Origin of the sequence: Shewanella ulleungensis (genome assembly GCF_014648315.1) — a bacterium.
GTDB lineage: Bacteria > Pseudomonadota > Gammaproteobacteria > Enterobacterales > Shewanellaceae > Shewanella > Shewanella ulleungensis.
Window position 1 is genome coordinate 35,282 of sequence record NZ_BMQW01000005.1, and the last position, 13,359, is coordinate 48,640.

General features: G+C 42.4%; 8 protein-coding genes. 4 read left to right on the top strand and 4 right to left on the bottom strand.

Annotation, left to right across the window (positions count from 1 at the left end):
* Window positions 1–10 precede the first annotated feature (10 nt).
* Window positions 11–3,715: a response regulator gene (locus IEY40_RS10915; RefSeq protein ID WP_188956084.1), complete on the bottom strand. Its 3,705-nt coding sequence runs from the start codon at window positions 3,713–3,715 to the stop codon at window positions 11–13.
* Window positions 3,716–3,957: 242 nt separating this feature from the next.
* Window positions 3,958–5,352, bottom strand: coding sequence for a PhoH family protein (locus IEY40_RS10920; RefSeq protein ID WP_188956086.1), 1,395 nt, complete (start codon window positions 5,350–5,352; stop codon window positions 3,958–3,960).
* A gap of 343 nt (window positions 5,353–5,695) precedes the next feature.
* On the opposite strand from IEY40_RS10920, the gene rapA reads away from it, so the two are divergent.
* Both rapA and IEY40_RS10930 read left to right on the top strand, forming a co-directional pair.
* Window positions 5,696–8,602 (top strand): RNA polymerase-associated protein RapA, encoded by a 2,907-nt coding sequence (rapA, locus tag IEY40_RS10925; RefSeq protein WP_188956088.1) that lies wholly within the window; start codon window positions 5,696–5,698, stop codon window positions 8,600–8,602.
* A gap of 103 nt (window positions 8,603–8,705) precedes the next feature.
* On the top strand, window positions 8,706–9,578 hold the full coding sequence (locus IEY40_RS10930) for a DUF3530 family protein (protein ID WP_229777077.1): 873 nt from the start codon (window positions 8,706–8,708) through the stop codon (window positions 9,576–9,578).
* A 36-nt stretch (window positions 9,579–9,614) separates the two neighbouring features.
* Here the strand turns inward: IEY40_RS10930 and IEY40_RS10935 are convergent, their stop codons facing one another.
* On the bottom strand, window positions 9,615–10,421 hold the full coding sequence (locus tag IEY40_RS10935; RefSeq protein WP_188956090.1) for a crotonase/enoyl-CoA hydratase family protein: 807 nt from the start codon (window positions 10,419–10,421) through the stop codon (window positions 9,615–9,617).
* A gap of 393 nt (window positions 10,422–10,814) precedes the next feature.
* On the opposite strand from IEY40_RS10935, the gene IEY40_RS10940 reads away from it, so the two are divergent.
* Both IEY40_RS10940 and IEY40_RS10945 read left to right on the top strand, forming a co-directional pair.
* Window positions 10,815–11,810, top strand: coding sequence for a response regulator (locus tag IEY40_RS10940; RefSeq protein ID WP_188956092.1), 996 nt, complete (start codon window positions 10,815–10,817; stop codon window positions 11,808–11,810).
* Window positions 11,811–11,827: 17 nt separating this feature from the next.
* Window positions 11,828–12,784: a sensor domain-containing diguanylate cyclase gene (locus IEY40_RS10945; protein WP_188956094.1), complete on the top strand. Its 957-nt coding sequence runs from the start codon at window positions 11,828–11,830 to the stop codon at window positions 12,782–12,784.
* Between the two features lie 110 nt (window positions 12,785–12,894).
* Here the strand turns inward: IEY40_RS10945 and rraB are convergent, their stop codons facing one another.
* Window positions 12,895–13,326, bottom strand: a complete 432-nt coding sequence (rraB, locus tag IEY40_RS10950) for a ribonuclease E inhibitor RraB (RefSeq protein ID WP_188956096.1) — start codon at window positions 13,324–13,326, stop codon at window positions 12,895–12,897.
* Window positions 13,327–13,359 lie beyond the last annotated feature (33 nt).

Here is a 13,359-nt window from a genome sequence, read left to right on the forward strand (position 1 = left end):
TTTAATCGCATTATTTATGACTATTCTTATAAGTAATCCAATGCGACAACGTTTCAAATAGCTCCGTTAATACAATGGGTTTGGTAATGTGCGCGTTCATTCCCGCAGCTAAACTTTTTTCGCGATCGCCAGACATTGCATGTGCGGTCATGGCAATAATCGGCATTTGCTCTTTTGTGTAACGCTTACGCAGTTCGGTAGATGCGGTTAAGCCATCCATTACTGGCATTTGAATATCCATTAAAACTGCATCAAACGGCTTAGAATCAATGATGTCTAACGCAATTTGACCATTATCTGCAATCACCACTTCATAACCTGCGCTTTTAAGCAGTTCTGAAGCCACTTGTTGGTTAATGAAGTTATCTTCAACTAACAAAACTAACCCAGCATCTTTACTCGGTTCATCCGCTTCAATGATTGGCATTGCATTTAACTTTGGCTCTTTTGCAAATGCATTAATAATCTCATCGAATAAATCAGATGCTTTGAAGGGTTTTTGTAAGATGGCATAGACACTATTTTTAGCCAGTTCTGTATCTAAAGGTTCGGCCGAATAGGCGGTCATTAGAATAATAATCGGTCGTTTCGCTATCACACCATCACGGACCATTTCATCCAAGACCTTAATCGCATCACAACCATTCATTTCTGGCATCATCCAATCAAGCAACAGCAAATCAATAGGCTTTTTACGCAAAATATCTAAGGCCTTTTGGCCACTGTCAGCCGTGTCGACACCAAAACTGAAGTCTTGCATTAAGGTCGAATACATTTGTAATGCACTTGGATTATCGTCAACAACCAAGGTGCTTAGGTTATTGAGTTGTTCTGGCACCACTAACGGCTCAATGACTTGCTCTTCTGCAATTTCAAAACTAATGGTAAAGCTAAAGGTGCTGCCCACGCCCATTTCAGATTCTACCTGCATGGTGCCGCCCATCATCGACACTAAGTGCTTACTGATAGATAACCCTAAACCGGTACCACCATATTTACGGGTCGTAGAGCCATCGGCTTGAGAAAACGCATCAAACAGCATGGCTTGTTGGTCTTTACCAATGCCAATACCGGTGTCACGTACCCAGAATTTCATAGTGATCCGGTCGTCACGTTCACCGACATCTTCACAACCAAGTTCAACTTCACCGGTTTGGGTAAACTTAACCGCATTAGACAGTAAGTTAACCAGTACCTGGCCTAAACGTAGCGGATCGCCATTCAAAATTAACCCTGCTGTCACTGGCGCATAAAGTAGCAATTCCACACCCTTTTCTTGGGCTTTAATCGCATTAATATCAATGACATGGTCAAGCACTTTATCTAACGGAAACGCGACACGTTCTAATTCTAATTTGCCCGCTTCTATTTTCGAGAAGTCTAGAATGTCATTAATAATACGTAACAGCGACTGCGCCGAGAAACCAGCTTTATTGAGATAATCTTGCTGCTGCGCCGTTAAGTTAGTTCGTTGTGCCAATTGCACCATACCAATGATGGCATTCATTGGTGTACGGATTTCATGGCTCATGTTAGCTAAGAATTCACTCTTATACATGTTGGCTAACTCGGCATCTTGCTTAGCTTCTAGCAAGGCAACTTCGTTACTCTTTTGGCGAGTAATATCTTTATGGGTACCCAGCATACGTTTGCTACGACCGCTTTCACTAAACTCAACCGCACGGCCACGAGACAATACCCAGTAATACTTGTCATTTTTGCCAAGCATTCTAAATTCTATTTCGTAAGTTCCATTCGGATTATCAACATATTCATTGCGATACTGCTGCACACGTTCGCGATCATCTGGGTGGAATAACGCATCAATCGACGCTAATAGCGGCGGAAACTCATGTGCTTGATATCCCAACATCGAATAAAATGCAGGGTTACAAATAATCTGCTCGGAATCGATATACCAATCCCATAGACCATCTTCTACCGCATCCATCGCTAAGTGATAACGTTGCTCCGACATACGTAATTGTTCAGCTGCATCATATTCTTTAGTGATGTCGCGCCACACTGAAATTAAGCCTAGTAAATCACCTCGACGGTTATAAAATGGCAGCTTAAAAGTGTCGAGCAAAACGGCTTTGCCTTCAATATTTACTCGCTCTTGATAGCGTAATGAATGCTGTTGGCTAAGTACTTTTTTATCTTCTTCGCGGATACGCTCACCCTGTTCAGGGCTGACGACTTCTGACGAGGTTAGGCCAATAATTTCATTTTCGCTGTAGCCAAGCATACGTTCAGCCGACTTGTTACAGCCTAAGTATTTACCTTCTTTGTCTTTAAACACAATCGCTTCAGGGATCGAGTCAATTAACGATCGTAATAATGCGTATTCACGCTCTCGTCGCTCAGTCGTTTCACGCAATCGTTGAGTACGCCTAGCAACTAAATTATCTAGGCGTTTATTTTGCTCAGCTAAATGGTGAGTATATTGGCGGTTTTCTTCAAAAATACGACTCACTAACGCGAACCAAGGCTCCCAACCGTGGGTGATCTTTTCTGGCGGCCTGATCGGTTCTTGTGAACACGCCTCAAGATGAGTTAATAACCGTGATGCAGGGCTAACGAATGCCCGTCGCGTTTGCCAATGCACGATAGTCACCAACAGCGACAAAGCCAAAACAACTAATAAAAAGCTTAGCTGTAGCTTTTCCCACGAGTCTTTAAATAAGTCGTCTTCATCTTGTAAATACAACAAACGCCAGGGAGCATTATGCAATGCCACAGAATGAATGTAATAACCATTACGGATGATCCCTTCGTGGGCATCAAACAATTCAGATTCAGACAATGAATGCAGCGCAGCTGGAATACGCTGACTGATGTGGTACACCTTGTTCATTTCATTAGAATCAAAATCACTGTGCGATAAAATATTATTTTGCTGATCCAGCAAAATCACCGTGCCGGGCATTTTAAAATAAGTACGTATTTGCTTGTCTAATGACGATAAAGTCATGTCGAGATTTATCGAACCAATAAAATCATCTTGTAAATATACTGGCAGACCAAGGGTGGTAATTAAGCCTTGATGAGCAGAGTCAATGTAGGCTTCGCTCCAAAATACACTGCGTTGAGGATTCATCGATGGTGTCGATAATTGAAACTGTTTTTTATTCAGTAGCTCATCTCTAAAACGTAAATCGTTATTTTCCCAAGGGTAAAACGACATCATCCGGCGTTTAGAAATATAATAAATTGACGAGGCTTTTGGTGCGGCTTCTTTGGCTACCGGAAACGATAACGACAACTCAAACAGCATTTCCAGTTCTTGATAAAAACTCTCAGCGCGATCGCTAAGTGATCCCGCTCCGGTGATCCTACCCATATTGGTAAAAGGCACATCACTTTGGCCATACATTGGTTCTAAAGTAAAATACTGACCGTCTTCATTAAACTTTTCATATTTAGGTAGGCGGTCTTTGCGCACGAACTCACCCAAGCGCAAGTGATCAACCGCCACATCTCGCAGACTTTTAACTGCTCTAATACTTGATTCAAGCAATAAGTCAATTTGCAATACATGCCGTGCAACTTGCTCTTCTCGCTGTTGAATTTGCTGCTCTTTTTGGCGTTCAAACATCATTCCGGCTGACAATAAGGCCATCACAATTACCCCAATGTAGGTGTAAAACACCGCTTGGTTATAATTGCGCTGAATCGGAGATTTTAGTTGTAAATCTGGCTCTGTCGGTTTCATTAACAACCCTTGATACAGCGGAAAATAACGCGCTGTCGAACGAATAACACCAAAAAATAGGCAATAAAAAAACGAATGGTCATGATATCAGGAAGATAAGCTCAAGCACATGTAATAATAACCTATTAACGACTTGTCCAACCTCAAAAATGGCGTTGTAATCGAAGAATAAAATATAGATAAAAATAAATAAGGTTACCAAGGTAACCTTATTTATTTAACAACATATTATTGTACAGCGGTTACAAATGTTCCTCAGCAAACTCTGCTAAGCGTGAACGTACTACGCCGTTTAAGTAAATATTAGCGCTGCCCTCAAAATCTTTAAAACGTTCCACTATATAAGTAAGGCCAGAAGTAACAGCGGTCAGATAAGTAGAATCGATTTGCGCTAAATTGCCGCTACAAATCAGCTTTGTGCCCTCACCCATACGTGTAATCATGGTTTTAATTTGTGATGCCGTTAAATTTTGGCATTCATCTAAAATGACCACAGAGTTTTGAATCGATCGCCCGCGCATAAAATTAATCGACTTAAACTGAATGTTAGCTTTTTCCATAATGTAATTCACACTGCCAGTGGGGTTAACATCATTTTTATGTAATACCTCAAGCGTGTCGGTAATTGCCGCTAACCATGGCGCCATTTTCTCCTCTTCAGTACCCGGGAGAAAACCAATTGATTCAGCAATGTCCGGTGTATTACGAGTCACAATAACCTTGTCATAAAGCTTACGTTCAACCACTAGCTCAAGCGCAGCAGCCATCGCCAATAAGGTTTTGCCACAGCCCGCAGGACCGGTCAAAATAATCAATTCTATATCGGGATCGAGCAAGGCATCGAGCGCCATACCTTGATAGATATTTTTCGGTTTAACCCCCCATGCTTCATGATGCAGCAAACGATCACGACCGCGATCAATAATCTCAAGATGGTTTTCGGTTTTACTGGCGACTCGCCCACAAAAATCTGAGTTTTCATCGATAAGATATTGATTAAGATAATAGTGTTCATTGCCTAAATGTTCCAATGGCACCTGATGCACAGTATGTCGTCCTTTGCGATCAGTAGAAACATTATCGACATTTTGCCAAAAATCACCTGGGAACTGATAAAAGCCTTTCGCTAAAAAGCGAATATCGTCAATAAGCTGATCAGTACGGTAGTCTTCAACTCGCTCGATACCCGCACCTTTGGCTTTTAAGCGCATATTAATGTCTTTAGTGACGAGGACAACAGTACGAGGAAAGTGAATTTTTTGTAGATGGAGTGCGGTATTGATAATGCGATTATCGTTATTATCGCCTGGCAGAGAGCCAATGATAAATTCTACTTGATGATCAGGAAATATGGATAGATGGCCAGATACTTCAGAGTGTTCTTCGTGGGTGGGTAATGCTACACCTTTCAAAATCTGTTCAGGAGTCGTGGGGCCGCCAAGAATATCTTCTAATGCACGTATGGCGACTCGTGCATCGCGACTTACATCGCGCTTTCTATCTTTAATACTGTCGAGCTCTTCTAACACAGTCATTGGGATGATTACATCATGTTCTTTAAACGAATATATCGCTAAAGGCTCATGAAGTAATACATTGGTATCCAGTACAAACAACTTCTTGTCGTGTTGTTCCATGGCGCCTCCAGTGTGCTCTCAATTAATTGATATCAACTTACCTACTTAAACGATTAACTTCTAAGGGATAATTTATTTCATTATTGAAAACAGGCTTTATATTTAGCCATTGGTAAACTTAACATGACTCATACATGCCTAAAATAACTATGGCACCGTCGCCGTCATAACTCAATAAAATATCCCTATCTCCACACTATGACGTCAATGTGACACAGAAATGTCAAATTGTTGTAAAAACACCCAACTGATAGATAAATCGATGCTAGAATTTCAATCTGCATGGGTTTGGTTTAACATACGCCCCCTTTTTGTTTCCCCCGCTTCAAATAGAGAATTAAAGATGCCTTTTGCTTTAGGTCAACGCTGGATTAGTGATACCGAGTCGGAGCTCGGATTAGGAACCGTCGTTCAAATTGAAGGCCGCATGGTTACGCTGCTGTTCCCTGCCACTGGAGAAAACCGGATGTTTTCTCGCAGTGAAGCTCCCTTAACTCGGGTTATTTTTAACCCCGGTGACACCGTAGAAAGCGGTGAAGGCTGGAGTATCACCATCAATGAGGTTGAAGAAAAAAGCCAATTGGTGATTTATCACGGGATTCATAGCGAAACCCAAGAAAACGTCAGCCTTCGTGAAACAATGCTGAGCCATAACATTCGCTTTAATAAGCCACAAGATCGTTTATTTGCCGGACAAATCGATCGTTTAGAACGTTTTGGTGTGCGATACCAGTGCCAGTTATTGCGCCATAAATTAGCCACATCAGATTTACTGGGGCAACAAGGTCCGCGCGTTGGACTGATTGCCCACCAGCAATGGATTGCTCATGAAGTCGGCCGTCGTTATGCGCCTCGTGTATTACTTGCTGATGAAGTGGGTTTGGGTAAAACCATTGAAGCTGGCCTGATTATTCATCAGCAGTTATTAACCGGTCGCGCGGAACGTATTTTAGTCATTGTGCCAGACACACTACGTCATCAATGGTTAGTTGAAATGTTGCGTCGTTTTAACCTGCGCTTCTCGGTATTTGACGAAGACCGCTGCGTTGAAGCTTATGCCGACAATGACAATCCGTTTTATACTGAACAGTTAATCATTTGCTCACTTGATTTGTTGCGTAAGAAAAAGCGCCTAGAGCAAGCTTTAGACGCTGACTGGGACTTAATGGTTGTTGACGAAGCACATCACTTAGAATGGTCTGAAGACGCGCCAAGCCGTGCCTATCAAATCGTAGAAGCATTAAGTGAAGTAGTGCCAGGTGTATTGTTACTCACCGCAACCCCAGATCAATTAGGTCATCAAAGTCACTTCGCACGTTTACGCTTACTCGATCCTGATCGTTTTTACGATTACGACGCATTTTTAGCTGAAGAGTCAAGCTATAAAGATGTTGCTGATGCTGCTGAAGCATTAAGTAAAGATGCCAAATTACCCGACAGTGCGATTAATAGTTTAACCGAGTTACTTAGCGAAAAAGACATCGAACCAAGTATTCGCTTAATCCAATCAAAAGATGTTGATATCGAGCTACAACAAGCTGCTCGCCAAGACTTATTGCAAGAATTACTCGACCGTCACGGTACTGGCCGCGTGCTTTACCGTAACAGCCGCGCCTCGGTAAAAGGCTTCCCTAAGCGTTTCTTTAATGCCTACCCGCAAGAAATGCCAGACCAATACATCACAGCAGAACGTGTGAATGCCATGATGGGCAGCGCGAAAACTGCGCAAGCAAAAGCGATACAAGCGTTAAGCCCAGAAAAGCTATATCAAGCTTTTGAAAACGACAGCGCCAGTTGGTGGAAATTTGATCCGCGCGTAGATTGGTTAATCGCATTCTTAAAATCTCATCGCAGTAAAAAAGTACTGATTATTGCCAGCCAAGCAGAAACAGCCCTTAGCCTTGAAGAAGCTTTGCGAACTCGAGAAGGAATTCAAGCAACAGTATTCCACGAAGGCATGTCGATCATCGAACGAGATAAAGCGGGAGCTTACTTTGCGCAAGAAGAAGGCGGTGCACAGGCACTAATTTGCTCTGAAATCGGTTCTGAAGGACGTAACTTCCAATTTGCAAGCCACTTAGTGTTGTTCGACTTGCCGCTTAACCCTGATTTACTTGAGCAGCGTATTGGTCGTTTGGACCGGATAGGCCAACAAAACGATATTCAAATACATTTACCTTACTTACGCGACACTGCGCAAGAACGTTTAATGCGTTGGTATCATGAAGGTCTGAACTCGTTTGAATTAACCTGCCCTAGTGGGCATGTGTTATTTGGTGAGTTTGCCGATGAGTTGATAGGCGTACTGAGTAATGACGATGAAGATGCCATGGTGCAGCTACTTAACCATACACAACATCGCTATAAAGAACTCAAACATGCTATGGAGCAAGGCCGCGATAAGCTGCTAGAGATTAACTCTCATGGTGGTGAGCGCGCCAATAAATTAGTGCAACGTTTGTCCGACAGCGACAACGACACACAACTGATTGGTTCGGTTATCCGCCTTTGGGACATCATAGGTGTTGATCAAGAAGATCGTGGTGAAAACTCGATTATTTTACGCCCTAGTGAGCACATGATGTTTCCAACTTACCCAGGCTTACATGAAGATGGCGTAACGGTAACCTTTGATCGAAACACTGCCTTATCACGTGATGATATTGCGTTTATTTCGCAAGAACATCCACTAGTACAAACAGGCTTAGATTTAATCACAGGCTCAGAAACAGGCACCACAAGTGTGGCAATCCTTAAAAATAAAGCACTGCCTGCAGGCACATTATTTTTAGAATTGATCTACATGGCTGACGCATCTGCTCCTAAATCAACTCAGTTATACCGTTATTTACCGCCAACACCAATCCGTGTGTTACTCGATAAAAACGGCTTAAACATGGCCGATAAAGTGGATTACGCCAGCTTTGATAAACAGCTAAGCGCAGTAAATCGACATATAGCCAGTAAGCTAGTCAATGCATCGCAGCCAATATTGCATCCTTTATTTGCTAAAGGTGAAGAGCATGCAAAACAGGCGCTTGGCGATTTAGTCACCGATGCACGCACTAAAATGACCCAACAATTAACCGGTGAGCTTGAACGCCTTGAAGCCTTAAAAGCCGTTAATCCGAACATTCGCGAAGATGAGCTAGAGTATATTCGCAATCAAATGGTCGAGTTAACTGGTTACATGGACAACAGCCAGTTACAGCTTGATGCAATCCGCATGGTGTTAGTGAGTCACGTTTAATCCCGGTTGCCACAGGGAAAACATATAGTACTTTGATAATGCCCTGTTTTCAGGGCATTATTGTTTTTAGATTCTCTTTAGATTGTTTGCTGGTGAGGTTTTTGTGCAAGTAAGACATGTTTGCCACATATTAATTATCGCAGTTGGGCTGTGGGCACTGATCCCTAACGCAAGTGCGCAGCAAAAGTATGCTCACTTAAACAGTAATGAAATTAAGTTTATTACTGTCGATGGTAAACAATCAGAAGTATTAGTGCGCTCATGGCAAAGTAAAAAGCAATTTGGTTCGCTGATGATTGTGGGCCCATCAGACACCGATGCCGACGCTAACGGGCTGGCGAGTTATTTACGGACTCAAATTAATACTCGTGGCTGGGCCAGCATCAGCTTAACCCCGGCAAAAGGGCTTTATCGCCCAAACTATGCCACCAAACCAGAAGATATAGCCAAAGCCGGCAGCGAGCAAATCACTCTCAGTACCAATAAAAGTATCCCCAAGTACACCTCTGAACAATTACTCGAATTACGTAATTTTCAGCAAGCAGCACTCAGCGAAGCGATAAATCAGCTCGGCTCAACCGTAAGCTTATTCCCCGGAGCCAGTATCTTAGTTGCCATTGATGACAGTGCGGGTATGGTAACCAACTTACTTTATGACAAAAAAATTCCCGCTCCAGATGTTTTTGTGGTGGTAAACCCTTACCGCGAGTTTGAATATTTGATCGATCCGCAAAGCCAACGTAAATCGATCGCCGAGCAATTAGTCACCATGTCACTGCCGATCCTCGATATTCAATCAAGCGATGCCCACCCCATTTCGATCACCGAAGCGCCCACCAGACTTAACTACAACCAGGTCAAGCCCGCTCGCTATTATCGCCAATATCAAATGAGTTTGGATTTTAGCAATCAAAGCGGCTGGGAAGAAGCTCTCAATCAAATAGAAGGTTTTTCACGTACTGTCATTGGCAGATAATGAGCTCTTATCACCTCGGATGATTAGCGTTTATCATTACCACCACGATTGTCGCGACACGTAGCTCTTGTCAGGAGTCTTAGTTTGTCTAATCGCTGCAATCACTCGATTTTTACCCATAAGCAAACGAATTTGACTCAGTGATTCACGCGCTAACAAACTGCGGATAGACCCTGTCCAACTTCGATTGATACTTAGCTTAATGGCGGCATTTGCATCTGGAGAAGTACACATAATTTTATGGGCTAATGCCACCGCAGCTTCATGAGGTTTATCACTAATTTGAGTAATCATGCCAAGCTCAAGCGCTTGCTGAGCCGTTAAGATATCCGCGCTATAAGTCAACAATAACGCTTTATCTTTAGGTATAATTTGACGTAACGCCACTAACCCTGCCATATCGGGAACGAGCCCCCATTTAGCTTCCATAATGGATAATTTACATTCTGCACTAGCAATACGAATATCCGCACCTAGTGCAATTTGAGTTCCTCCGCCATAACAACAGCCTTCTAACACAGCAATCACCGGTATAGGTAAACGTTGCCATCCAATAGACACTCTTTGCGCAAGATTGGCATTACCTGGCAACCATTTAAACAACAATTTAATGGCTTTACTCGGCGAACTCGCCACACTTTTAACATCTAAACCAGAACAGAAATTCCCCTCAGCACCAGACAATATCACGGCATTGACACGTTTATCGCTCGCGAGCTGTTTAATCACTTTATCAATTGCGATAAACATATCGTAACTGAGCGCGTTAATTTTACTCGGGCGATTTAAACAAACATGCGCAATCCCGTGTTCGATACTAAGCTTAATTAAATCCTTTTCCATAAATGGGTTCCGCCTATCTGGTCAGTCCAGTTTTCAGGTTAACATATCTGGACTATCTGTCGAATAGTAATAACATGACAAATAAGCGTCATTGGTCAAAATATTGCCACGACTTTTATTGTAGAATGAATGAGAAATGTATTCTTTCGATTAAACCTCATGGGTAACATCGAGATTGATAACGCTAGTAATGGGAGTTACGACACATTTTATGTTAAAAAAATGTTTTTTAATGCTGCCATACTGCCCATTTTATTAACAATTACGTATAATGAATTTTCAAAGACGAAGTACTGTAAAACAGTCTTAATAATAACTATAACGCCTCGCACCACTCGCGACTGCATTTAAGAGTGCTTTTCCCTAAAGGCGAATTAAGGAACACCTGTCACAATGACCATACCAATATTGATATGTGATGATTCTGCATTAGCCAGAAAACAAATGGCACGCACCCTACCGAAAGATTGGGACGTTGAGATTAGCTACGCCACAAATGGTGCAGAAGGTCTCGATGTTATCCGTGCGGGTAAAGGTGAAATAGTATTTCTCGACCTTAACATGCCCGTAATGGACGGTTACGAAGTACTCCAAGCAGTACAACAACAAGATTTGCCAGCACTGATTATCGTGGTGTCAGGCGATATTCAAATTAAAGCCCATGAACGGGTTAAAGCATTAGGTGCGCTCGACTTTATTCAAAAGCCTGTTAGCGCCGATGCCATCAGTAACATCTTGCAAGAGTATGGCATCCTGACTCTAACCCAAGGCAATAAAGTCGACGAAACACCAATGATGAAGGTGGATATGCGCGATGCATGCCAAGAAATCGCTAACGTTGCGATGGGGCGCGCCGCCGATTTATTAGCTAAATTACTCGATGTCTTCGTATTACTGCCTATTCCAAATGTTAACGTACTTGAAGTGAGCGAGCTCACCATGGCATTGAAGGCGACTGAACGCAGCTCTACTGTGTCTGGGCTTTGCCAAGGATTTATTGGTGCAGGCATTGCTGGTGAAGCACTGTTGTTGTTCCATGACTCTAGTTTTGAGGACATGGCGAAGCTCATGGGGTTAGACAACCCAAATGACGCGACTACCGAAATAGAAGTGATGATGGACACTGGTAATGTGCTCATTGGCGCTTTTTTAAATGGTATTTCAGAACAGCTCGATATGAAGTTCAGTCAGGCACATCCAGTGGTGCTTGGTAGACATTGCAGCGTTAACGAACTCATACACGATAATTCGGAAAAGTGGCAGCGTACTCTCGCAATGGAGATTAATTACCGCATTGAAGATTACAATATCCAATGCGACTTATTACTACTGTTTACAGAAGATTCAATCCCTACGCTTAACTACAAGCTCGGCTACCTACTCGACTAACGCTGGATAATTCTATTATGTCAAATGACCAAAGTGCGATGAACGAACTACACTGGCTAATCGATATGGTACAAACCATTGAAGTAGGTCTAGTGGTACTCGATCGCGACTATAATATTCAGCTGTGGAACGGGTTTATGGAAAACCACAGCGGCGTGTCGCCTAATTCAATTAAAGGCGATAACTTATTTGAAAAGTTTCCCGAGTTGCCTGCTGATTGGCTTAAGCAAAAGATGGAGTCGGTATTTGTATTAAAAAACCGGACTTTTATTAGCTGGGAACAGCGCCCATATGTATTCAAATTTAAAAATTATCGTCCGGTTACTGGCCGCGCTGATTTTATGTTCCAAAACATCACCCTGTTACCACTAGCATCGCTTACTGGGCAAATTACTCATATCAGCATTATTGTTTATGATGTTACCGACATCGCGGTCAACAAATTACAATTAAAAGCCGCCAATGAGCAATTAGAAGAGTTGAGTCAAACCGATGGTTTAACCCAACTGCACAATCGTCGTCATTGGCAGCTTTGCATGGAAAAAGAGTTTGAGCGTCATTCACGCTATGGCGATACCTCAACATTAGTCATGATCGATATCGACAACTTTAAACAAGTTAACGACAAATATGGCCACCCTGCTGGCGATAAAGTCATTCAGCATATTGCATATCTATTAAAACAGTCGCTACGCGAAACTGATTGCGCAGGCAGATACGGCGGAGAAGAGTTTGCGGTTGTGCTGTCAAAAACCACGGCTGACGAAGCATTACACTTTACTGAGCGCCTAAGACAACGTATTGAAGAGTCTGAAGTTGCATTCGATAACCGCCTCATTAAAGTCACAGTCAGTTTAGGCATTAACGATCTTAGTTCGCAAATTGATAACAGTTCTAACTGGTTATCTGGCGCAGACAAAGCACTATATATTGCTAAACAAGAAGGCCGTAATAAGAGTGTGGTATTCAAGTAGCCAGCGCTAAATGACAGGCATAATCATTAGCACAAGTGATAAATGTAGAACCGATCAATAAAAAAACGCTCATCATTGATGAGCGTTTTTTTATTGTTTACAGAAGAGGATTAGTGAAACGAATCAGCATCATCTTCGTCAAAATCATCATCTTCAAATTCGTCATCGTCGTCTTCAGCATCTGCTTCATCACCGACAAAGTAAGTTCCCCAACCGTCGTAATCAACTTTTTGCTTAACGGCAAGCTGAATCAACTGTTCACATGCCTTATCAAGCAATGGCGTTTCTAACTTATGATGCGCAATAGCGTCAAAGCAAAAAATGACTGAACCATCGTCTAATTCCATTTCTTCGGCATCATTAACTTCAAAGCCAAGCTTAAATGCATCAACAGCGGCCTTTTCTAAACGATCAAAGTTGGTCGCCGAAAAATGATGTTCAATTGTATATTCCGCATCAGGCTCTGAACCATCAGCAAGTAAGGCATCAACAATTTCGCGGTTTTCAGCAAATTGCTCTTTTAACTGACGCTCGACAGACATGGATTACTCCGTTAATAAACACATATAAATTTT